We start from the raw sequence: 22093 nt of genomic DNA, 5'->3' as shown, positions 1-22093 counted from the left end.
ATCTTGGACGAGACCTGGAACGCCATGCGTGTCGGGATGTTGGCCTTGATCAGCCCGGTCACCACGTCGACCGACGGCCGCTGGGTGGCCAGGATCAGGTGAATGCCCGCCGCACGCGCCTTCTGGGCCAGTCGCGCGATCAGCTCCTCGACCTTCTTGCCGACGATCATGAACATGTCGGCGAACTCGTCGATCACCACGACGATGTAAGGCAGCTTCGCCAGCGTCGGCGGCTGCTGGTGCATCTCCCAAGGCTGCGGCTCCCATAACGGGTCCTGAACCTGGGCGCCGTGACTCTCGGCTTCGTCGAGCTTGGCATTGAAGCCGGCGATGTTACGAACGCCCATCGCCGCCATGAGCTTGTAGCGTCGCTCCATCTCGGCGACACACCAGCGCAATGCGTTGGCCGCCTCCTTCATGTCGGTCACGACCGGTGCCAACAGATGCGGAATGCCGTCGTAGACCGAAAGCTCCAGCATCTTGGGGTCGACCATGATCATCCGGACCTCGTCCGGGGTCGCCTTGAGCAGCATCGACACCAGCATGGTATTGATCCCCACCGACTTGCCGGAGCCGGTGGTGCCGGCAACCAGCAGATGGGGCATCTTGTTGAGGTTGGCGACCACCGGCTTGCCGCCGATATCGTGCCCGAGCGCCAGTGTCACCGGCGATTCGGCATGCTGATAGACATCCGAATCCAGCACCTGGCGAATGCGAATCATCGCCCGATGCGGGTTGGGGATCTCGATCCCCACGGTCGGCTTGCCGGGAATGATCTCGACCACGCGCACGCTCTTGACCATTAGCGAGCGCGCCAAGTCCTTGGCCAGGTTGCTGATCTTGGAAACCTTCACCCCAGCCGCCGGACGGATTTCGAAACGGGTGATGACCGGCCCCGGCCAGGTCTCCACCACCTCCGCCTTGACGCCATATTCGCGAAGCCGCATCTCGAGCAGTTCGGCCATGTCCTCCAACTGCTCCGGCGAGTAGTTCGGCTGCTCGGGATCGGCGGGCGTGGTCAAACGAATCGACGGCAGGTTACCGCTCGGCTCCGGCAGATCGTCCATCACCGGGCGCTGGCTCTGCAGATGCTCGACGGTCCACAGCGTCGGTTGATCCTCGGCAGCCGCCCTGGCCTGATCCGCGGTGGCCAGCGGGCCTTCGCCGCTGGGCGCCGCAATCGGAGCGGCCGGTGTCGCCGGATCGGGACGAGCGACGCCGGGCGATGGCGGGACCGGCGGCTGACGCTCTGGCGAAACCGAGCCAGCCACGTCCTCGCGGTCATCGTCGGCGATTTCGAAGCTCGGCTCCTGACGCTGCCGCGAAGCCCACTCGAGGGGTCGCGCCTCGCGATTCGGCGGTGACGATAGCGCCGGGTCCGCCGGAATCTCGCCACTCTCCGCTTCGATATCGCTCCAGTCGACACCGGCGCGCCGGCGCTCCAGCCCTTCCGGTTCGCTCGCGGGCAGGCCCTGGGTCGGCGCATCGGGTTCGTCGTCAGGCCGGGGCGTGGTCGGGCCCCGATCCGGGACCGGATCGTTACGCTCGGCGCGAATTCCCCACTGCTGGACCGGCGCATCGTCGTCATGCGCCGAGACGCCGTTGACCGGCGGTTCGGGGCGACGGCCATCGACGTCGCCGCGCGTCGCCGCGTTCGACGGGGCTGCCGTGTCGGCAGCATCAGTTGGCGAGGGCGGAATGTCGTCGGCCGGTGCCTGGAAGGCGTCGGGTATTCGCCGACGTGTGACGTCGGCGCGGAAAGGCGTCCTTTCCGATCGAGCTGCCGATTCGGCCTCCGAATCGGCTGGCGTCGCCGCGGCCGTCAATGCCGACGAGGTCGCGGGCGTGACCGCCGAATCGTCGGTTGCCGATATCCGGCCCGGCATCGCCGGGTCGGAAGACGACGGCCGGCTCAGTTCGCCACGCGCTGCCCCCCGGGATGGCGCATCGGCGTCGGCGCCTGGCAGACGTCCCAACGTCGGCTCGCGGGATTCGTCGCGCTGCTGACGAGCGGTGTAGGATGCCTCCGGGCGCTTGGCGGAGGGGGTTCGCGCCGGGACGTCCCAGGGGATATCGGTCCGGCCATCGTGGCGCCACATCGAGGTGTCCCGACGCTCCGAGCCCTCCGCCGCGCCGACGACATTTTCCCAGCCCGGCTCCTGGCGCGACTGATACGAACGCTCCAGCTCGTCGTCATCCCACCGTTCCAGGTCGGGCGCCTTGTGCCATGGCAGCCACTTGGCCCACCAGGCGGTCCTGGCAGGCTTTTCTTCCTCTTCCTCTTCCGCCACGGCCGCATCGGGTCGATCGTCAGGGCGAGCGTGGCTGGCCGGCTCGGCCGCAGCCTTGTCGAGCCGCCGGCTCTCCCGCGCCTCGCGGCGCTCGCTCGCGCGCGACTTCGTCCAGTGAAACAGCCGATTCAACGAACTGCCGAGTTCGTCCATCACCGTCAACCATGACATGCCGGTGAACAACGTGAAGCCCGACATGAATGCCGCGATGGCGATCAGGGTGGTCCCTCGCACCCCCACCAGGGCGGTCAGTGAATTGGCAATGCCACGCCCGAGAATGCCCCCCGCCTGGTTGGGGAGATCACTGACGGCACTGTAGAAGTGGAGGTCGCCCAGCGTGGTCGTGCTCATCAGCAACAGCAGCAGCCCGCCGGTGTGGACGGCCAGCGCCATCGGATCCCAGGCTATCTGGACCTGGGTCTGACGCATCAGTCGCCAGGCGCCCAGTCCGAACATGCCCGGCCACCAGAGCGCGCTGGCGCCGAACAGCGAATAGAGCACATCGGACAGCCAGGCGCCGATCTTGCCCATCCAGTTCGAAACCGACTGGTCCGGCCCGCTGTGCGACCATCCCGGATCCGTCGGTGTATAGCTGAACAGCGCCAACAGCAGAAATACGCAGATGGCGAGCAGCAGAATCACGGCGCCCTCGCGAGTCACGCCCTGCAGGCGCATGATCACGTGGCGCGCCTGCTCCCTGGCTTGCGCTTGCGTTGATGAACGACGGCTCTTCTTGGCCGAACTCTTGGCACTCAAATGATCAACCCCCTCGCGCCCGGTCTGGCGTGGCGTAGCGCAGTCAACTGCCTTGCCGCTGGCGGCATTCCATTCCGCTCGCGGCATTGGCGATCAATGACCGAACCCGTGGCGGGTCCGGTGCTTTCAACCCGCCATCATACCGGGGCCCGCGCCGACATCACAGGGGGCGCGGGTTGCATGGGGCGTCGACCGATTCGGCGGCGCCGGATCAAGCCGGCAGCGGCTCCTCGGAGCTCGCGTGTCGTGTCAGACCGGTCGCAGGGCCAGAGAGAGCCGGTTCATGCCGGTCGAATGCCTGGCCGTCACGCAGCCGGAACACCGATACGGTCTCGGCCAGCCGCCGGCTCTGCTCGTTCAACTGCTGAGTCGACGCGCTGGATTGACGAACCAGCGCCGCATTGCTCTGGGTGGTCTCGTCGATCTGCGAAATGGCCAGATTGATCTGCTCGATACCGTGGGACTGCTCTTCGGACGCCAGCCGGATCTCGGAGATCAGCGTACTGATGCGCTCGACCTGCGACACGATCTCCGAAACTCGCTGCCCCGCCTCCGCGGCCCGAAGGTTGCCGTTGTCGACCTCGTCGACGGTACGCCCGATCAGCGCCTTGATCTCCTGCGCCGAGGTCGAGCAGCGTTCCGCCAGGCCCCGCACCTCCTGCGCGACCACGGCGAAGCCCCTGCCATGCTCGCCGGCCCTGGCGGCCTCGACGGACGCATTCAGCGCAAGCAGGTTGGTCTGGAAGGCGATGCCATCGATCACACCGACCACCTCGGATATCTGCTTCGCCATCCCGACGATGCGCTGCATGGCTTCCGACGTGGCTTCGACCGTGCTCTGGGCCTCCCCCGCCGCCAGCACGGTGCGTCGGGTCTGCTCGTCGCTCTCCTGCGCTCGCTGTGTGTTCTGGCGCACGGTCGCGTTGATCTCTTCGGTGCTGGCGGCGGTCTGTTCGAGGCTCGCCGCCTGGGACTCGGTACGCGAGGAGAGCTCGGCATTCCCCGAAGCCAGCTCCTGGGTGTGGCTCTCGGTCTGCACGACCGCGTGACGCACCTGCCCAACGATGCGCTCGAGGCCATCGCCGATACCGTTCATGGCCCCGACCAGCTGGCCGATCTCGTCGCGACGACGCGTCTCGATTCGCTGGGACAGATCCCCTTCCGCCAGCGCCTGGGCCAGGCCGACGGCACGATTCATCGGTTTCGTGACCAGCCGCTTGGCGATCCAGTAGAGCGTCAGACTCAACGCCGCCGCCAGCACCAGGGCGATCAGCAGGAAGCGATCGCGCGCGGCGATGACACCGGCTTCGATCTCGTTGACCGACACCGAGCCCACGATGATCCACTGCCACTCGGGATAGCGGGAGTACAGCGCCAGGCGCTGGTCGCCGCTGCCGGAGACATAGCTGATCTCGCCGGAGGCCTGATCGAACAGTGGCGCGAAGGCATCGGCGTCTGCGGAATTCAACAGGTTCTGTCCTTCCAAGGGGCCTCCCGCGATGACCTCGCCCTTGCGATCACCGGCGGCCGAAATCAGCATGGTGTAGCCGGCGCTGCCGATCCCCATCGCACGGATGCGGTTCTGGACCTGGCCCATCTCGGCGCTGATGTCGACGCCCACGAACAGCGCGCCGACCACCTTGCCGTCGCCATCCTGTATCGGCTGATATTTGGTGATGTAGGAGGTGCCGAAGAGCTTGGCGAGTCCGATATAGGGTTGGTTCGCCATCAGCTTGGCGTAACTCTTGGATTCCCGGTTGAGCAGTGTCCCCATCGCCCTCTTGCCGTTCTGGTCCTTGAGAGAGGTCGCGATGCGCACGAAGTCGTCACCGTCACGCGCGAAGATCGTCGCTGGCGTGCCGGTCTGCGCGCTGAAACGATCGAGCTTCCAGGTGTTGTCGTTGAGCACCTCGAGCCCGTCCCTGAGGGTCGGGGTCTGGCGTCCGGAGACCTCGACGCGCTGATCCGGGCTCAGCGCGAACCGCCCCGAATACTGGTCCGAGAAGATATTGAGGAACCGGTCCGCCTGTTGCTGGAGGCTGTAATCGAACAGCGACAGCATGGCGGAGACCGACTCCTGCTGGGTCTTCAACTCGTGGGTCGTGGCCTCGCGCAGTTGCGATGTGCTTGCCTGGGCCATGGCGAAAGCCAGCCCCATGAGTACGACGACCTGCAATAAAGCGACGATAATGGCCAGTTTGGTGCCGATACTGGCATGGCGAAGACGCTGTCGGAGTGCTGCCATGATTCTTTCCACAATTTGAGGAGTCGTGAATCTATCGGCGCAGGTCGGCAAATTCTTGATGCCACTTTCAGCGAAGAGATGGCGAGAACCATCGCTCCGGTGTTTGATATGCTGTGGACCGCTCTCCCATCAGGTCCCTGCATGCTGCCCTGGCTACCTCCTCACCTCGTCGCCTTTCCACCGGTTTCCCAAGCGCTTGATGAACCGCACGGCCTGCTGGCCGCGGGGGGCGGACTGACACCGGACTGGCTGTTGTGCGCCTACCGCCAGGGCGTCTTTCCCTGGTATGCAGAGGGCCAGCCGATCCTGTGGTGGTCTCCCGATCCACGCATGGTGCTCTTCCCCGAAGAGATACGGGTCCGCAGGAGTCTGGCCAAGCGGCTTCGCAATGGTGGCTTCACGGTAACGTTCGACCACGCCTTCGGACGAGTCATCGCCGCCTGCGCGGAGACTCGCGCGGATGCGGAAGGAACCTGGATCGACGACGCCATGCGACAGGCCTATCTTGACCTTCACCGCATGGGGCACGCGCACAGCGTCGAGGTCTGGCAGGCGGAAACACTGGTGGGCGGCCTTTACGGCCTGTCGATCGGTCGCATCTTCTTCGGGGAGTCGATGTTCAGCCGCGTACCCGACGCCTCGAAAGTCGCCCTGGTACAGCTGGCGCGGCGACTCCAGCATCACGATTTCGCCCTGATCGACTGTCAGATGCACACTCCCCACCTGGCCAGCATGGGTGCCAGAGACATCGCCCGCGAGCGCTTCATCGGCTATCTTGAACAAAATGTCCATGCACCCACCCCGGCCGGCCTCTGGCCAACGGAGCCACCGTGAGCAGCGACAATGCGAACAACCCGCAGCGTCAGGCACGCGATCTTCGTTTCTTCCTGACGGTGCCCCACCCCTGTAGTTATCTGAAGGGAAGGGAGGCGACCACGCTGTTTCTCGACCCCGAGGAAACCGTGGCGCCCGAAGTCTATGACGCCCTCACCCTGCTGGGCTTCCGACGAAGTGGCAGCAATCTCTATCGCCCCCACTGCGAGGCCTGCAGCGCCTGCACCTCCGTCAGAATTCCGGTCGAGGACTTCGCGCCCAGCCGGACCCAACGCAAACTGATCAATCGCAACCGGGACCTGACCACGCGGCTGCGACCGACGACATTCGACGAGCAGCACTACTCGCTGTATGCCCGCTACATTCGCGCCCGGCATGCGGATGGCGACATGTTTCCTCCGAGCCGCGAGCAGTACCGGATGTTCCTGACCCAGGCACACCCCTTTGCCAAATTGCTGGAGTTTCGGCTGGGCGACCATCTGATGGCGGTGGCCGCTACCGACTGCCTGGGCCACGGGCTCTCCGCGATCTATACGTTTTTCGATCCCGACCCGATCTTCGAACGACGCTCGCTCGGCAGCTTCGCCATACTCAGCCAGATCGAGCTGGCGCGTGAACGCCGATTACCCCATCTCTATCTCGGCTACTGGATACGCGCCTGCCAGAAGATGCAGTACAAGCAGGACTATCAACCGCTGGAGTACCTCAATGGGGGGCGCTGGCAACGCATGGTCCCCGCCAAGGCGCTGTGATGGCGACACGCAGACGTATCGCGCCGGGACCGTGAATTCACGGCACTCACGCGGCCATGCGGTGGGTGCCTGGAGTATTCGGTGGCGCTGGATCCGCTCACCAAGGCTCGGGCGTTCACTGGCCGACCAGAGGCCGGGGCCCATTCGATTTGCAGCGGATTTTTGCCTTCCCTGGCGAGATAGCCCATAATATCGCGCACTTCAGAGGCCCAAGGGCGGGCTGGCTCGATGATGACGTGAACGGCACCCGTGCCTTTCGCGGTATTCCACGTCGATCGCCAACCGCGAGGCGCCGTGTCAGGCCCTCACACCAAGCCCCGTTCTCAACACGTTCAAGAGGGATCGCCTATATGGCACGAGAAGATCATATCGAAATGGAAGGCGTCGTGGTCGACACGCTTCCCAACACCATGTTCCGCGTTGAACTGGAGAACGGTCACGTCGTGACCGCACACATCTCCGGCAAAATGCGCAAGAACTACATCCGCATCCTGACCGGCGACAAGGTCAAGGTCGAGTTGACCCCCTACGACCTCTCCAAAGGGCGTATCGTCTACCGCTCTCGCTAACTCGCGAGCCTGTCCCGGCTCCGCCCTGCCCGAACGGCTTCCCGCCCTTACCAACGCCTGACACCCCCATCTTCGTCAGGCGGGCAACCAGAGATGGTACGAATCCAAAAACGCCTCGCCATGTTGCCATGGCGAGGCGTTGTCGTCTTGCTGCGACCGGATATCAGGCGATCTCGGCTTCGGTCTCGAGCTGCAACTCGTCGTTGTCGACCCGAACGTGCACGATGCCGCCATTCTCGGCCAGGTCGCCGAACAGGATCATCTCGGCCAACGGCTTCTTGAGCTTCTCCTGAATGACTCGGGCCATCGGACGAGCCCCCATTTCCGGATCGTACCCCTTCTCGGCCAGCCAGACGCGGGCGTCGTCATCGACATCGAGCTGCACCCGCTTCTCGTCGAGCTGTGCCTGCAGCTCGACCAGGAACTTGTCGACGACGTTGCGCACGATGGAGGGTTCGAGACCGTGGAACTGGATGATCCCGTCCAGACGATTGCGGAACTCCGGCGTGAAGGTCCGACGAATCACCTCCATGCCATCGGTCGAGTGATCCTGGGTCTGGAAGCCGATCGAGCGACGCGAGATCTGCTCGGCACCGGCGTTGGACGTCATGATCACGATCACATGCCGGAAGTCCGCCTCGCGGCCGTTGTTATCGGTCAGACGGCCGTGGTCCATGACCTGCAACAGCAGATTGAAGACCTCCGGATGCGCCTTCTCGATCTCGTCGAGCAGCAGCACGCAGTGAGGCTGCTTGGTGATCGCCTCGGTCAGCAGGCCGCCCTGGTCGTAACCGACATAGCCCGGGGGCGCCCCGATGAGACGCGACACCGTGTGACGCTCCATGTACTCGGACATGTCGAAGCGCACCAGCTCGATGCCCATCAGGTGCGACAGCTGCCGAGCGACCTCGGTCTTGCCGACACCGGTCGGGCCGGCGAACAGGAAGCTGCCCACCGGCTTGTCCGGCGACTTGAGTCCGGCCCGGGACAGCTTGATCGCCGCCGACAGGCTGGTGATCGCTTCGTCCTGGCCGAACACCAGCATCTTCAGGTCGCGATCCAGGTTGGAGAGCAGCTTGCGGTCTGAGCTGGAGACGCTCTTCGGCGGAATCCGCGCGATGGACGCCACTACCGCCTCGACCTGATCGACATCGATCGTGGCGATGCGGGCTTCCGGCGGCAGCAGCCGCTGATGCGCCCCCGCTTCGTCGATCACGTCGATCGCCTTGTCCGGGAGGTGACGATCGTTGATGTAGCGATCCGCCAGCCGGGCGGCACTCTCCAGCGCCGCATCGGTGTACTTCAATTGATGATGCTCCTCGAAACGGCCACGCAACCCCTTGAGGATACGGATGGTGTCCTCGACGGTCGGCTCCGGCACATCGACCTTCTGGAAGCGGCGCGCCAGCGCCCGATCCTTCTCGAAGATGCCGCGGAACTCCTGGAACGTGGTCGAACCGATGCAGCGCAACTCGCCGGAGGAGAGCAGCGGCTTGAGCAGGTTGGAGGCATCCATGACACCGCCGGATGCGGCCCCGGCACCGATGACCGTGTGAATCTCGTCGATGAACAGGATCGAGTTGTCCTGCTTGCGCAGCTCGGCCAGCAGTCCCTTCAGCCGCTTCTCGAAATCGCCGCGGTACTTCGTGCCCGCCAACAGCGCCCCCATGTCCAGCGAGTAGACGACGGCATCGGCAATCACGTCGGGCACGTCCTCCTCGACGATGCGCTTGGCCAGCCCTTCGGCGATGGCGGTCTTGCCGACGCCGGCCTCGCCAACCAGCAAGGGGTTGTTCTTGCGGCGCCGGGCCAGGATCTGCACCACGCGCTCCAGCTCGTGATCGCGCCCGATCAGCGGATCGATCTTGCCCAGGCGGGCCTGGTCGTTGAGGTTCGTGGCGTAGCTGGTCAGCGGGTTCTGGCCGTTTTCGGTCGCCGCCTCTTCACCCTCCTCGGACTCCTGGGAGGGCTGCTGGGACTGGCCATGGCCGGCAACCTTGGAAATGCCGTGGGCGATGTAGTTGACCGCATCCACCCGCGCCACGCTCTGTTGCTTGAGGAAGTAGACCGCCTGGCTCTCCTGCTCGGAGAAGATCGCCACCAGCACGTTGGCGCCGGTCACCTCGCTCTTGCCGGAGGATTGAACATGGAAGACGGCGCGCTGAAGCACGCGCTGGAAGCCAAGCGTCGGCTGGGTCTCCCGATCCTCCTGGTCCTCGGGAATCAGCGGGGTCGTAGAGTTGATGAAGTCCTGCAGATCGGCACGAAGCTTTTCCAGATTCGCCCCACAGGCGTTCAGCACATCGGCTGCCGAGGCATTATCGAGAAGCGCCAGCAGCAAGTGCTCCACGGTCATGAACTCGTGTCGCTTGGAGCGCGCCACGGTGAAGGCCGTGTTCAGGGTGAGTTCAAGTTCTTTACTCAACATGGCAGTCCCCTTTTAGCCACTGAGGGCGTCGGTCGGCACTTTCACAATCGGGCACAAACAGCGGTTTCGCAAGTCTTCGAAGACAAAAGCGTCGACGATGTGTGTCCGCCATCTACTCTGCGGCATCCACGTCGCACATGAGAGGATGCTCGCACTCTTTCGCATATTCGTTGACGAGGTGACACTTGGTTTCCGCCACGTCACGGGTGAAGATGCCGCAGGTCGCCTTCCCCTGGGTGTGGACGGCCAGCATGATCTGGACCGCCTTCTCGCTATCCATGGCGAAGAATCGCTGCAGTACCTCGACGACGAACTCCATCGGCGTGTAGTCGTCGTTGTAGAGCACGACCTTGTACATGGGCGGCGGCGCCAGTTGCGGATCCGACACCTGTTCGGCAACATCGCCCTGCTCCTCGCGTTCAGGATCGGGAGGCCGCGACATGCCCATGCAGGCCGGCTCCCTGGCGAGGCAAGGCGACAAGCTATTCAAGATTTCTGACATAGTAAGGATGAATCCCTGGATGCATCGGCTCGGATACGACAAGCCGGGACTCGGTAAGGTATTGGATACCGTTGAAGACCCGAAGTTCCTTGAAGATGCGGCCGATGGGGCCCGTATGCAAGCCTTCCCTGAAAATAGTCTCGATCGGCGGCATCTGCCACGGGGAGACGCCCCGGTCGCGCCCCGGAACCGGCCCACGGCCAACGCGGAAGGCCCGACATGAGCCGAATCTACCTGCTGCACAAACCCTACAACGTTCTCTGCCAGTTCACCGACGCCCAGGGCCGGCCGACGCTGGCCGACTATCTCGACGTGGCCGGCGTCTATCCCGCCGGTCGCCTGGATTACGACTCGGAGGGACTGCTGCTGCTGACCGATGACGGCGCCCTGATCCATCGCATCAGCGATCCGCGTCACAAGCTGCCCAAGCAGTACTGGATCCAGGTGGAAGGCGAACCGGACCAGCAGGCGCTGAAGGCGCTTCGCGAAGGCGTTACCTTGAACGACGGGCCGACTCGCCCGGTCAGGATCAGAAGGCTCGCGCAACCGGAACCGCCGCCCCGCGATCCGCCCGTGCGTTACCGGGCGTCGGTGCCGACGACCTGGCTGGAGATCGAACTGCGCGAGGGGCGCAACCGCCAGGTACGCAGAATGACCGCACACGTGGGCCATCCGACCCTGCGCCTGATCCGCGTCGGAATCGGCCCGTGGCGGCTCGACGGCCTGCCGTCGGGTCACTGGCGCAGCGAGACGGTGAACGTCCCCCGGCGCATGCCCGCGCGCGACACGAACCGGCGCCCGGCCTCCTCCCGCAAGCGCTGAAGCGCGCTGCCGTGCCCAGACATCCGGCATGTGGTTGCCGATAGCGGGCTTTCGAATTGGCGTAGACCGGGTATGATCGGCTGGGGTCCCGCGGCCGGGTGTCGAGGGCAGAGCATCGAGTCGGGAGAATGATGACATGAACCGTTGGACGCCTCGCGTGACCGTTGCGGTGGTAGTGGAGCGAGCAGGCCGTTACCTGATGGTGGAGGAGGACCGCGGCGGCCCGTTCAGCCTATTCAATCAACCCGCAGGCCATCTGGAACGGGGTGAGCGCCTGATCGCGGCCGCCGAGCGGGAAGTGCGCGAAGAGTCGGCCTGGCAGGTCGCCATCACCGACTATCTGGGGCTCTACGTCCACCAGACGCCGGACGGCCTCACCTTCCACAGCCATGCGTTTCTCAGCCTGCCGCTGGCCCATCTGGGCAATGCGCTGGACAAAGGCATCATCGGCACCCACTGGCTCACCTTCGACGAGATCGACGATCTCGACCGCAGCCACCGTCTGCGCAGCCCGGTCGTGATGCAGCGGCTGCGCGACACCCGCGACGGCCGCCGCTATCCGCTCGAGGTCATTCGCGAGCGCTGAGCGGGAAGCGGATCGGCAGCAACCGTGTCGCGACACCCCCACCCTCCGGGAAATTGCGCAGGACTCGATGCGATCCCCCGCTTTCGGCTATAATCGCGGGCCGCTCATTTTCGAGTCGGGCCAATGATTCGGATCCTGCAAGCTCGCCGGGCATCGCCACTGGCGAGCCGGGTCTCACGGCCCGCCCTCACCTGCCCCGGAAATCGCCATGACCACAGCCAGCGCAACCAGCGATACCGTGCACGCACTCAGCGAAGCCCCCCCGACAGTCATCGTCGGCATGTCGGGCGGCGTCGACTCTTCCGTGACTGCCCTGCTGTTGCTCGAGCAGGGATACCACGTAGAGGGCCTGTTCATGAAGAACTGGGACGAGGACGACGGCACCGAGTACTGCACGGCCATGGCAGACCTGGCGGACGCCGAGGCGGTCTGCGGGACCCTCGGGATCAAGCTGCATACGGCCAACTTCGCCGCCGAATACTGGGACAACGTCTTCGAGCACTTCCTCGCCGAGTATCAGGCCGGGCGCACCCCCAACCCGGATATCCTGTGCAACCGCGAGATCAAGTTCAAAGTCTTCCTCGACTACGCCGAGATGCTCGGTGCCGACCTGATCGCGACCGGCCACTACGTGAGAAAAGGCCGCGACGGGAACGGTCGAGCCCAACTGCTCAAGGGGCTGGACGGCAACAAGGATCAGAGCTATTTCCTGCATGCGGTTCCCGGTGCCGCCATCGACAGGACACTGTTTCCCGTCGGCGAGCTGGAGAAACCGCAGGTGCGGGCCTTGGCGGAGCGTCACGGCCTGGCGACGGCGAGCAAGAAGGACTCCACCGGGATCTGTTTCATCGGCGAGCGCCGGTTCAGTGACTTTCTCAAGCAGTACCTCCCCGCACAGCCCGGGCGGATCGAAACGCCCGAAGGCGACGTGATCGGCGAGCATACGGGCCTGATGTACTACACCCTGGGCCAACGACGTGGCCTGGGCATCGGCGGGCTCAGGAACCACAGCGAGGATCCGTGGTTCGTCGCCGCCAAGGATCTCGAGCGCAACGTTCTCATCGTCGCTCAGGGCGAACACCCCTTGCTCTACAGCGATACCGTCTACTGCGAACCGGCAGCCTGGATCGCGGGAACGCCTCCGGGAGCGTCACGCCTGAGCGCCAAGACCCGCTATCGCCAGCGCGACGTTCCCTGCGAGGTGACGCTGCTGGCCGATGGCGAACTCGAGGTTCGGTTCGATGAGCCGCAGCGGGCCGTCACCCCGGGCCAGTCGCTGGTGCTCTACGATGGCGAAATCTGCCTGGGCGGCGCTGTCATTCGCGCCACCGGAACCGCCGATGGCGCGGCCGTCGCGGAACTCACCAACACCCCCACCGCCATGACAGGGAGCCAGCGCTCGGCATGAACCCGACGCCCATTCAATCGGCACCGCTCGATAGCAACGGCCGACAGGCACTGGCCCTGGCCGGCGTGTTCCAGGCGGCGTCCGTGGTCGATCAACTGGCCCGCACGGGGCAGTGCGACGAGCGCGCCTGGAATACCCTGATCCACGCCACGCTGGACACCGATCCGCCCAGTTTCGAGTCGATCTACGGCGGCCACCACAACAACCTGCGCCTGGGCATCGACACGCTGCTGGCGGTCATGTCACGCCAGAGCGCGCAACCGGCCGTCATGCGCTACGGCTTTTCAATGGTGTTGCTGATGCAGAAACTGCGCAAGGACAGCGCCATGATGAACACACTCGGCCAACGGCTGGGGCGTGTCCAGGGCCAGGCCGAGCACTTCAGCGAAACGCACGAGAACGTGATCGCGAGCCTCGGCGAGCTCTACCAGGAAACGCTCTCCACCTTCCGTTATCGGATCGTGGTACAGGGAGAGCCCAGTTTGCTGCAGAGTCGAATGATGCCGGAACGCATACGCACGGCCCTGCTCGCCGGCGTTCGCTTCGCCCTGCTCTGGCACCAGCAAGGGGGACGCCGCTGGCGCCTGATCTTCCAGCGCGGCGCCATCAAGCGCACGCTGCGCGAACTCGACGGCCACTGACGTCGAGCCGATGAATTGAGCCGCACGAATCTCTCAATCGCGAGCTGCCTGCTCGCGCGATGTCCCGGGAATCCACGATGATCGAACTCTCCGCACTGACCGCTCTTTCCCCCGTCGACGGCCGCTACGCCGCCAAGGCCGCCCCGCTGCGCGAACATTTCAGCGAGTTCGGACTGATCCGGGCGCGCGTTACCGTCGAGGTGCGCTGGCTGGAACGTCTGGCGGCCCACCCCGGCATCGCCGAGGTGCCGCCGCTTTCCGCCGAAGCGCAGGCCTTTCTGGACAAGCTGGTGAGGGAGTTCTCGGTGACCGATGCCGAGCGCATCAAGATCATCGAGCGCACCACCAACCACGACGTGAAAGCGGTCGAGTACTTCATCAAGGAGGCCATCGCCGATCAGCCTGAGCTCCACGCGATCACGGAGTTCGTGCACTTCGCCTGTACCAGCGAGGACATCAACAACCTGTCCTACGCACTGATGATGCGTGACGGCCTCGATGCCCTGACGCCGACGATGCAGGCGGTCCATGATGCGATCGCCCGACTGGCCCACGAGCATGCCGAACAGCCGATGTTGTCGCGAACGCACGGCCAGACCGCCAGCCCCACCACGCTGGGCAAGGAGATGGCCAACGTCGCCTATCGCCTGCAGCGCCAGCTCAAGCAGATAGCCTCCGTCGAGCTGCTGGGCAAGATCAATGGTGCCGTCGGCAACTACAACGCGCACCTGGCGACGTATCCGGAAGTGGATTGGGCCGAGAATGCCCGCGCCTTCGTCGAGTCGCTCGGACTCACGTTCAATCCCTATACCACCCAGATCGAACCGCATGACTACGTCGCCGAGCTGTTCGATGCCATCAGCCGCTTCAACACCATCCTGATCGATTTCGATCGCGACGTGTGGGGCTACATCTCGCTCGGCTACTTCAAGCAGCGCACCGTCGCCGGCGAGATCGGCTCCTCCACCATGCCCCACAAGGTCAACCCGATCGACTTCGAGAACTCCGAGGGCAACCTGGGGCTGGCCAACGCACTGCTCGACCACCTGGCGCGAAAACTGCCCATCTCCCGCTGGCAGCGCGACCTGACCGACTCTACCGTGCTGCGCAACCTCGGAGTCGGCCTGGCCTATGGCCTGATCGCCTACGAAGCGGCACTCAAGGGCATCGGCAAGCTGGAAGCCAACCCACAGCGTCTCGACGACGATCTCGACCAGAGCTGGGAGGTGCTGGCCGAGCCGATCCAGACGGTCATGCGCCGCTACGGGATCGAGAAGCCCTACGAGAAGCTCAAGGAGCTGACCCGCGGCAAGCGCATCGACCAGGCCGGCTTTGCCGCCTTCATCGATACGCTGGCGCTGCCGGACGAGGTGAAGACCGAACTCAAGGCCCTGTCACCGGCAACTTACATCGGTAACGCCATCGATCAGGCCAAGGCGCTCTGAAGGCGCTACGCACGTTTTCGTCCAGGAGATCGACATGACGTCAGCCAACAAGCCACGCACGCTGCTGGGCGGTCTCACCCCCGCCCAGTTTCTCAGCCAGCACTGGCAGAAATCGCCGCTGCTGATACGCGGTGCGTTTCCCGACTTCGTCTCGCCCCTGGAGCCGGACGATCTGGCGGGTCTCGCCTGTGAAGAGGGAGTCGAGGCCAGGCTGGTGGAGGAGCAGGGACCAGACAAGGCGTGGCAGGTCAGCCACGGACCGTTCGACGAGGACACCTTCGCTCGCCTGCCCGCCAGCGGCTGGTCGCTGCTGGTGCAGGCGGTGGACCACTATGTGCCAGAGGTCGCCGAGCTGCTGGAGTCCTTCGATTTTCTGCCCAGTTGGCGGCTCGACGACATCATGGGCAGCTACGCGCCGCCTGGCGGCAGCGTGGGCGCGCACGTCGACCAGTACGACGTCTTTCTACTCCAGGCCAGCGGACGCCGGCGCTGGCAGCTGGGCGGCAGCCCCGGCGCGAGTGCCCGCTTGATCCCAGGGATCGACCTGCGCATCCTCGAAGACTTCACCGTGCAGGCCGATCAGGAGTGGGTGCTCGAGCCGGGCGACATGCTCTACCTCCCGCCGGGCGTCGCGCATCACGGTGTCAGCGAAGCCGAGGATTGCCTGACCTACTCGATCGGTTTCCGGGCCCCTTCCGCCGACGAGATCGTCACCTCCTTCGCCGACTATATCGGTGAACAGCTCGGCGACAGCCAGCGCTACGCCGATCCCGACCTGCAACCCCCGTTCGCCCCTGGCGAGCTGGACGAGCAGGCCGTGGCCCGCGTGCGCAGGCTGCTGCTGGACGTCATCGATCGTCCCGACCAGATGGCGCAATGGTTCGGGCGTGCCATGACCCAGCCAAAATACCTGGACCAGCTGGCTCCGCCGGACTCTCCCACCGCACCGGCAGCGCTGCGCGCCACGCTCGAGAGCGGCGGCGAACTGACTCGCAGCCTTGGCTCGCGTTTCGCGTGGCACCGGCTGGACGAGGCCAATGCTACCCTGTTCGTCGACGGAGACGCCGTCGAATGTCCTCTCGAACTGGCCCGGGTACTGGCGTCGAGCGGCCGTATAGATGCCAGCGCACTCGACCACCCGGACAGCGCGCGTCTGCTGGCGGCTCTCGTCGACAGCGGCAGCCTGGACTTTTCCGAGGACGACCGCGATCGCCAGGGGTGAGAGGCAGGAATCGCCAGCGGCTCCTACACTCAATCCGTGTCGGGTGCAGTGCCGACGGCGTTCATTAGCACTGGACTAGTTTTAGAACACTGTTTTAATGTACTGGGCACGAAGCCATACCTGGATGTTAAGGAGAATCGATCATGAAACGACTCATCGCCCCTGCACTGGTCATGAGCCTGCTGGCTCTGGCGGGATGTACCAATACCTCGACCTACTCGGGTGACGTCTATCGGGGGGATCAAGCGGGCACGGCGCAGTCCGTGAGCTACGGCACCATCCAGTCGGTGCGACCGGTACAGATTCAGGGTGGCAATGGCGAGAGCGTTCTGGGCAGCCTGGGCGGTGCGGTCATCGGCGGCTTGCTGGGCAATCAGGTCGGCGGCGGCTCCGGACGCACCCTGGCGACCGCGGCGGGCGCCATCGGCGGTACCGTGGCCGGCAGCAAGATTCAGCAGGCCACCGACCGCGTCGATGGCTACGAGCTGGAGATTCGCCAGGACAGCGGGCAGAACGTCGTGGTCGTCCAGAAGGCGGACCGCAACTGGCAGGTCGGCCGGCGCGTCAAGCTGGTCGCCAGCGGCTCGAGCGTCAGCGTCGCTCCTTACTGACAGCACCACGACAGCTAGACGATATGCCAGCGGCGCCCTTGGGCGCCGCTTTCTGTTAGCGTGATACTAATTTTTTATGTCCCCGCCGTTTTACGTACGCTATTGTATGTCCCGCAGATCCATCATTCGTGTTAAGGGAATAAGGCGGAACATGAAGGGACACATTTGGTCGCGAACCGGCCTGGCCATGGCTCTGGCAGCCATCTCGAGTACCGCGTGGGCGGACGGCATCCTGACGCTGAAGTCGGAAAACGATATCTTCGCCAGCGGTGATGACGGTCATTACACCAACGGCATCGAAGCCGACTGGTCGTTCAAGCCTGATCGGGGTCACTGGACCCGCGACCTCGCCGACCTGATTCCGGGCTGGAGCGCCGCCTCGCTGGACGGTGCCTCCTACCGCTTCGGGCAACAGATCTACACGCCGGAGGACATCGACGAGAGGCGCTTGATCGAGGACGATCGCCCCTACGCTGGCGTTCTCTATGCCGGGCTCTCCCTGTTCGATGACCAGCAGTTGACCGGATGGCGTCGCACCAGCGGTCTCTTTTTCGATGTCGGCCTTGTCGGCCCTGGCGCCGGCGGTCATACCGTCCAGAACAACTTCCACCACCTGGTGGACAGCGACGAACCAGAAGGCTGGCACAATCAGTTGCACAACGAGCCCTTCGTCAACGTCGCCTACCAGACCGCCTGGTGGAAACAGGGCCGGCTGGGCGGGCTGGAAGCCGAGTATGGGCCGTCGGTCGGACTGGCGGTCGGCAATCTCTATACCTATGGCGCGACCGGTCTCGGGATGCGCCTGGGACAAGGGCTGGACAAGAGCTTCGGCGTGCCGGCGGTGGCGCCCTCCCAAGGCAGCAGGATCTTCTTCGAAAAAGACAGCGGCTTCAACTGGTACGTGTTCGCCAATCTCGAGGGTCGGCTGATGGCATACAACATGCTGCTCGACGGCACCACCTTCGAGGACAGCCACTCCGTCGACCGTCGCCCCTGGGTGGGCGACGCCCAGCTCGGTCTCGCCGTATCCTGGGATCGCTGGCAGCTGACCTACAGCTCCGTCTGGCGCACCCACGAGTTCGAATCGCAGGATGATGGCGACCAGTTCGGCTCGATCACCCTCTCCACCTGGCTCTAATCACCGACCTCGAAACCAGAACGGGCGATGCTGATCTCCAGCACCGCCCGTTGGCGCGCACGAGCCGGTCGAGGCAACCGGCGCTTCCGTCATCAGTGCAGATTGGCTTTACGCATGGCCCAGCAGGCAACGCGCAGGCCCACCCAAATGCCAATGGCCAGCAGAATCAGGGTCAGAAGCATGGACACCGGCTTGATGATGAACGTCGCGCCCAGTACCGCCAGCGCCGCCGACATGATCCAGCGATCCTGAGCGGGATCCCCCTGCAACTGGGCCGGCAGCCGACGCTTGATCATCCCACCGAGGGCGCCATCCCACGCCCTTAGCAGCAGAAACAGAAAAACGGCGAAGGCAACGAGCCAAACGACAAAAACGGTCATGACGAACTTCTCCTCGGCCGCAGAATCACGGTGATCTATCGTGGAAGTCAGGGTAACCACACCCTTGGGGTGGCGCAACTATCACAACGGCCGTTCGCGGCAGGCTGGACTCGACCGGGCCGACTTCCTGGTCATTGCGACCTGACAGAAAGGCTGTGGCGCGTTAGGATGTGACAGACATGCACAAACGCAAAGGTTTCGAGATGCAGATTGCCCAGAACTCCGTGGTCGCGTTCCACTACACACTGACCAACGATGCTGGTGAAGTCCTGGACAGTTCCGAAGGTCGCGATCCGCTGACCTATCTACACGGTGCGGGCAACATCATTCCGGGGCTCGAGAAAGAACTCGAAGGCCACGGTAGCGGTGACAAGCTCCAGGTCGCCGTCGCGCCGAGCGAAGGGTACGGTGAAGTCCAGCCGGCGCTGGTTCAGGAAGTCCCGCGGGACGCCTTCCAGGGCGTCGACGCCGTCGAACCGGGCATGCAGTTTCAGGCACAGACCCAGGAAGGCCCGCTGATGGTCACCGTGACCAAGGTGGAAGGTGACACCGTAACGGTCGACGGCAACCATCCCCTGGCTGGCGAGAAACTGAACTTCGATGTCGAGATCGCCGAAGTTCGCGAAGCGACCGAAGAAGAAGTGTCCCATGGCCATGTCCATGGCGAGGGCGGTCACGAGCACTGATCATCGCACCGGCCTCCCGCAGGGGGCCGATTGGACCGGTGGGGATGTGCCCCACGCAAAAAGGGCAGCCAAGCGGCTGCCCTTTTTATAGGCGTTCTATATTCACTTTTTCCTGTTCATGCTTCGCCGGTCGAGTACCGCGCTCCCCGCCCCAGCGGCATCGGGACGAGCCCGCGACCGGAAGCGCCGTCGCACGACTTGCCCCCACTCAACCTTCGTTGGCCAGCATGACCCGCTGAGCCAGCTGCGTACGTTCGACCGGCCGGCGCGCCTGCCAGTAGTACCGCTTCCAGTAGACGTTATCGAGACGAGACAGCTTCACCCCTTGGGACGACGAGGCGTGAAGAAAGTAACCATCGCCCACGTAGACGCCGACATGGTTGTAGGGTCCGGGTGGCTGAAAGAAGACCAGGTCCCCTGCCTTGAGGTTCTGCTCCGCAACCCGATCGCCCTCCAGGACCTGCTCCTCGGTCGTGCGCGGCAGCTCGAAAGCGAAGGCCTCTCCGAACACGTGCTGCATCAACGCGGAACAGTCGATACCGTGATGCGTCGTCCCCCCGAGTACGTAAGGCGTCCCGACCCACCGCCGATGCTCGTCCAGCAGGGCCTTTCGAATCACCGCGGGAGAGACATGCTGCGGCCGAAAATCCTGGATCGCTTGAGGCGCCGGCGGCGCGCTCTTGGGAATGTCGACCGCGACGGTGCGAGTCTTGACCAGAGGGAGTGAATACTGCGCGTTGACCTGTTGTTGTTTTACCGGGGCGGAGCAACCGGATATGACCATCACCAGTGCCAGTCCCATGGCTGTGCGTCTTAGCATTCAGCGCGACCTCGTTCGCCTGTGAGCCGTTACGGGCGCCGCCTTCTTATCGACGACTCATGGGGAGTCGCCCGGCGAAATGGAGTCGCTGTGGTGGTGACACATCTTGCCGAGGTGTCACCGCCAGAACGGCCTGTATTGGGCTCGAATCATCGATCAATCGGACAGAAAAAAGCCACGTCCTCTTTCCAGCGGACGTAGCGCAGCGGAGATCATATGCCATCGAAAACGCTTTGGCGAGTGTTGTCGGTTAATGAACAGCGTTAATGTAAACGATGGGGTTCACCGGGAAGAATATCGACATGAAGCGATGTCCAATGCGTCATGGGACTGCCCGGAAAATCGAGACTCGCCCAGGCGCCGGCCAACAGCGGCTCGGCCTCCAGCCAGGCGCTGAGCGCCTCCCGGAAGCGCAGCAGGAAAGCCTCGCGTTCGGGGGTGTCATCCATGAAGAATCCGAAGCCGCTGTACAGCCCCTCGGCATAATCCCGCCAGCTGCTGTAGTGGCGCTCCGCCAGGCGCATGGCGGCGTCCAGATAGTGTGACAGGCGGGCCTCGTCGAGCCAGTCGAGCTGTCGTCCAGCCACCGCCAGATCCACCAGCTGCGCGATATCCCAGGCCGTCATGTCCTGATCGTTGCAGTGACAGGCGTTGTCCCGCACGTGCTTCAGCCGCATCAGATGAACGCGGTCCTCTTCCGCGCACTCTCCCGATTCGAGAATCGCGATTTCCGCCTCCAGACGAGTGCGATTCAGCGTGTAGGGCGCATAGTTGATCTGGTAGTCCTGACGATCTCCCGCCTCGCTCAGAAAATCCAGGAAGTCGACCAGGCCCGAGGCCCCCTGCAGCGAATACTGGTGCTCTATCCACTCTCCCAGCGCCTCTCTGTCTTGCGGCGCCAACGGCTGCGGCGCCTGCCATAGCGCTTCGTTAAGCGGCCCTGCCAGCGAGATCGCCGTGAATCGCGCCAGGGTCGGCCGTACCCCCGGCTCGAGCCAGGTCAGCGACCGTGACGGGGTCAGCCAGTGGAAGGAGGAGCCGGGGTCGCGCCGGTGCCAGGCGATATCATCCGCCAGAGAGACCTCGTCCGGCGTTTCATCCTCGCTCAGCACGGTTTCCCAGACCTGCCATGCCGACAGCATCCTTTCGGCATCGCGGTAGAAACGACTCAGCACATCGCACAGCGACCGCGCCAGGGTCTCGATCTCGACCGGCGAATAACGTCCGCTGTCCGACGCCATCACCAGATAGAACGCGTACTTCTCCGCCATCGTGATCGTTGCCGCATGATCCGCGCACACGGCCAATCGCCGCGATGCTCCCGGCGATGACCGGCGGCCGGCGGCGTGGCGGGAGTCGGCGGCCAGCTGGTTGAGGTGATGCGCCTGGGCCGGCATCCAGAACCTCGCCAGCCCCGCGGTGCCCTCCTCCCGCCGCAGGCCCAGCACGTCCTCGAGGTAGCGCTCCGCCTCCTGGATCCGGTCCGGTCCCAACGGCTCGCTCAGGGAGCGACGGTGAACCAGATCCGGATCGCGAATCGAGGCGATGCTCAACACCCAACTGCCGGGATCCTCCCGGTGCTGTCGAACGAACTCACGCGCCGCCTCCCGCGCCTCCTCCGCCGAGCGCACGAGCTTCACGCCCCCCGCCTTGCCGCGTCCGCCCGCGTGGATCTGGGCCTTGACGACGCAGAGCTCGGTCTCGAGCTCCTCATAGGCCGCCACGGCCTCATCGACCGTGCTACAAAAGCGCCCATTCGGACCGGCCAGTCCGGCCGCGCGAAAGAGATACTTCGACTGGTATTCGTGGATCTTAATGTTTCTTGGTAAGGCCCGTCTGGCCGGGTGTCGAGTTCTCGGCCCAACATGCAGGGATTCGGGCGGGAGATTCTATCCGCCGAAGAGCAGCGCCCCAACCTCGAGTCCTCTTGAGACCGTCGTCCCCGGTGCCCGCCCCT

General features: G+C 64.3%; 20 protein-coding genes. 13 read left to right on the top strand and 7 right to left on the bottom strand.

The features are described from left to right. The coding region (locus tag AC3AYF_RS05295) for a DNA translocase FtsK (RefSeq protein ID WP_487779480.1) at positions 1–2966 on the bottom strand (2966 nt) is incomplete at its 3' end. 292 nt (positions 2967–3258) lie between these two features. Further along, the gene (locus tag AC3AYF_RS05290) at positions 3259–5292 is read right to left on the bottom strand and encodes a methyl-accepting chemotaxis protein (RefSeq protein ID WP_295035131.1); all 2034 of its coding nucleotides are present in this window, start codon (positions 5290–5292) and stop codon (positions 3259–3261) included. Positions 5293–5433: 141 nt separating this feature from the next. Between AC3AYF_RS05290 and aat the strand changes: the two genes are divergently transcribed. The 3 genes from aat (at position 5434) to infA (ending at position 7447) form a co-directional block, all read left to right on the top strand. After that, on the top strand, positions 5434–6126 hold the full coding sequence (gene aat / locus AC3AYF_RS05285; RefSeq protein ID WP_295035147.1) for a leucyl/phenylalanyl-tRNA--protein transferase: 693 nt from the start codon (positions 5434–5436) through the stop codon (positions 6124–6126). Further along, positions 6123–6878 carry an arginyltransferase gene (locus tag AC3AYF_RS05280; RefSeq protein WP_295035129.1) on the top strand — a complete coding sequence of 252 codons (756 nt, stop codon included), beginning with the start codon at positions 6123–6125 and terminating at the stop codon, positions 6876–6878. The genes aat and AC3AYF_RS05280 overlap by 4 nt, the downstream gene beginning before the upstream one ends. A gap of 350 nt (positions 6879–7228) precedes the next feature. Continuing rightward, complete coding sequence (infA, locus tag AC3AYF_RS05275; RefSeq protein WP_013332816.1) at positions 7229–7447, top strand: translation initiation factor IF-1; 219 nt, start codon at positions 7229–7231, stop codon at positions 7445–7447. Positions 7448–7610: 163 nt separating this feature from the next. Here infA and clpA read toward each other — a convergent pair whose 3' ends face one another. Further along, complete coding sequence (gene clpA / locus AC3AYF_RS05270) at positions 7611–9875, bottom strand: ATP-dependent Clp protease ATP-binding subunit ClpA (RefSeq protein WP_295035123.1); 2265 nt, start codon at positions 9873–9875, stop codon at positions 7611–7613. 112 nt (positions 9876–9987) lie between these two features. Further along, positions 9988–10323, bottom strand: coding sequence for an ATP-dependent Clp protease adapter ClpS (gene clpS, locus AC3AYF_RS05265; RefSeq protein ID WP_295035145.1), 336 nt, complete (start codon positions 10321–10323; stop codon positions 9988–9990). Here clpS and AC3AYF_RS05260 point away from each other — a divergent pair. From AC3AYF_RS05260 to AC3AYF_RS05220, 9 genes are all read left to right on the top strand, one after another. Next, on the top strand, positions 10316–10600 hold the full coding sequence (locus tag AC3AYF_RS05260; RefSeq protein WP_487779478.1) for a hypothetical protein: 285 nt from the start codon (positions 10316–10318) through the stop codon (positions 10598–10600). The two genes, clpS and AC3AYF_RS05260, sit on opposite strands and share 8 nt — an antisense overlap. Then, the gene (locus tag AC3AYF_RS05255; RefSeq protein ID WP_295035122.1) at positions 10597–11199 is read left to right on the top strand and encodes a pseudouridine synthase; all 603 of its coding nucleotides are present in this window, start codon (positions 10597–10599) and stop codon (positions 11197–11199) included. Before AC3AYF_RS05260 ends, AC3AYF_RS05255 begins: the two co-directional genes overlap by 4 nt. Before the next feature lie 136 nt (positions 11200–11335). Then, positions 11336–11785, top strand: coding sequence for an NUDIX domain-containing protein (locus tag AC3AYF_RS05250; protein ID WP_295035121.1), 450 nt, complete (start codon positions 11336–11338; stop codon positions 11783–11785). A gap of 208 nt (positions 11786–11993) precedes the next feature. Then, complete coding sequence (gene mnmA / locus AC3AYF_RS05245; protein ID WP_295035119.1) at positions 11994–13193, top strand: tRNA 2-thiouridine(34) synthase MnmA; 1200 nt, start codon at positions 11994–11996, stop codon at positions 13191–13193. Beyond that, on the top strand, positions 13190–13834 hold the full coding sequence (hflD, locus tag AC3AYF_RS05240; RefSeq protein ID WP_295035118.1) for a high frequency lysogenization protein HflD: 645 nt from the start codon (positions 13190–13192) through the stop codon (positions 13832–13834). Before mnmA ends, hflD begins: the two co-directional genes overlap by 4 nt. 80 nt (positions 13835–13914) lie before the next feature. Further along, positions 13915–15279: an adenylosuccinate lyase gene (gene purB / locus AC3AYF_RS05235; RefSeq protein WP_295035144.1), complete on the top strand. Its 1365-nt coding sequence runs from the start codon at positions 13915–13917 to the stop codon at positions 15277–15279. Between the two features lie 34 nt (positions 15280–15313). Then, a complete protein-coding gene (locus AC3AYF_RS05230; RefSeq protein ID WP_487779477.1) occupies positions 15314–16501 on the top strand; it encodes a ribosomal protein uL16 3-hydroxylase in 1188 nt (395 codons plus the stop codon). A gap of 143 nt (positions 16502–16644) precedes the next feature. Next, a complete protein-coding gene (locus AC3AYF_RS05225) occupies positions 16645–17112 on the top strand; it encodes an outer membrane lipoprotein (RefSeq protein WP_295035114.1) in 468 nt (155 codons plus the stop codon). 151 nt (positions 17113–17263) lie between these two features. Continuing rightward, positions 17264–18250, top strand: a complete 987-nt coding sequence (locus AC3AYF_RS05220) for a lipid A deacylase LpxR family protein (RefSeq protein ID WP_487779476.1) — start codon at positions 17264–17266, stop codon at positions 18248–18250. A gap of 92 nt (positions 18251–18342) precedes the next feature. Here the strand turns inward: AC3AYF_RS05220 and AC3AYF_RS05215 are convergent, their stop codons facing one another. Continuing rightward, entirely contained in the window at positions 18343–18630 is a 288-nt protein-coding gene (locus tag AC3AYF_RS05215; protein WP_295035109.1) for a hypothetical protein, read from the bottom strand. A 203-nt stretch (positions 18631–18833) separates the two neighbouring features. Between AC3AYF_RS05215 and slyD the strand changes: the two genes are divergently transcribed. After that, positions 18834–19316 carry a peptidylprolyl isomerase gene (gene slyD / locus AC3AYF_RS05210; protein ID WP_110601121.1) on the top strand — a complete coding sequence of 161 codons (483 nt, stop codon included), beginning with the start codon at positions 18834–18836 and terminating at the stop codon, positions 19314–19316. Positions 19317–19524: 208 nt separating this feature from the next. Here slyD and AC3AYF_RS05205 read toward each other — a convergent pair whose 3' ends face one another. Both AC3AYF_RS05205 and AC3AYF_RS05200 read right to left on the bottom strand, forming a co-directional pair. After that, complete coding sequence (locus AC3AYF_RS05205; protein WP_295035108.1) at positions 19525–20136, bottom strand: C40 family peptidase; 612 nt, start codon at positions 20134–20136, stop codon at positions 19525–19527. A 263-nt stretch (positions 20137–20399) separates the two neighbouring features. Beyond that, positions 20400–21947 (bottom strand): DUF1266 domain-containing protein, encoded by a 1548-nt coding sequence (locus tag AC3AYF_RS05200; RefSeq protein ID WP_487779479.1) that lies wholly within the window; start codon positions 21945–21947, stop codon positions 20400–20402. Positions 21948–22093: the final 146 nt, after the last annotated feature.

This window comes from Salinicola sp., from assembly GCF_982684285.1.
Note: the sequence above shows the minus strand (reverse complement) of the source record. Positions and strands in the feature narration are given on the sequence as shown.

Coding starts and splice junctions, on each gene's coding strand:
- AC3AYF_RS05290 (WP_295035131.1), bottom strand. CDS start 5,292: ATGGCAGCACTCCGACAGCGTCTTCGCCATGCCAGTATCGGCACCAAA.
- aat (WP_295035147.1), top strand. CDS start 5,434: ATGCTGCCCTGGCTACCTCCTCACCTCGTCGCCTTTCCACCGGTTTCC.
- infA (WP_013332816.1), top strand. CDS start 7,229: ATGGCACGAGAAGATCATATCGAAATGGAAGGCGTCGTGGTCGACACG.
- clpA (WP_295035123.1), bottom strand. CDS start 9,875: ATGTTGAGTAAAGAACTTGAACTCACCCTGAACACGGCCTTCACCGTG.
- AC3AYF_RS05260 (WP_487779478.1), top strand. CDS start 10,316: ATGCCCATGCAGGCCGGCTCCCTGGCGAGGCAAGGCGACAAGCTATTC.
- clpS (WP_295035145.1), bottom strand. CDS start 10,323: ATGGGCATGTCGCGGCCTCCCGATCCTGAACGCGAGGAGCAGGGCGAT.
- AC3AYF_RS05255 (WP_295035122.1), top strand. CDS start 10,597: ATGAGCCGAATCTACCTGCTGCACAAACCCTACAACGTTCTCTGCCAG.
- AC3AYF_RS05250 (WP_295035121.1), top strand. CDS start 11,336: ATGAACCGTTGGACGCCTCGCGTGACCGTTGCGGTGGTAGTGGAGCGA.
- mnmA (WP_295035119.1), top strand. CDS start 11,994: ATGACCACAGCCAGCGCAACCAGCGATACCGTGCACGCACTCAGCGAA.
- hflD (WP_295035118.1), top strand. CDS start 13,190: ATGAACCCGACGCCCATTCAATCGGCACCGCTCGATAGCAACGGCCGA.
- AC3AYF_RS05230 (WP_487779477.1), top strand. CDS start 15,314: ATGACGTCAGCCAACAAGCCACGCACGCTGCTGGGCGGTCTCACCCCC.
- AC3AYF_RS05225 (WP_295035114.1), top strand. CDS start 16,645: ATGAAACGACTCATCGCCCCTGCACTGGTCATGAGCCTGCTGGCTCTG.
- AC3AYF_RS05220 (WP_487779476.1), top strand. CDS start 17,264: ATGAAGGGACACATTTGGTCGCGAACCGGCCTGGCCATGGCTCTGGCA.
- AC3AYF_RS05215 (WP_295035109.1), bottom strand. CDS start 18,630: ATGACCGTTTTTGTCGTTTGGCTCGTTGCCTTCGCCGTTTTTCTGTTT.
- slyD (WP_110601121.1), top strand. CDS start 18,834: ATGCAGATTGCCCAGAACTCCGTGGTCGCGTTCCACTACACACTGACC.
- AC3AYF_RS05205 (WP_295035108.1), bottom strand. CDS start 20,136: ATGCTAAGACGCACAGCCATGGGACTGGCACTGGTGATGGTCATATCC.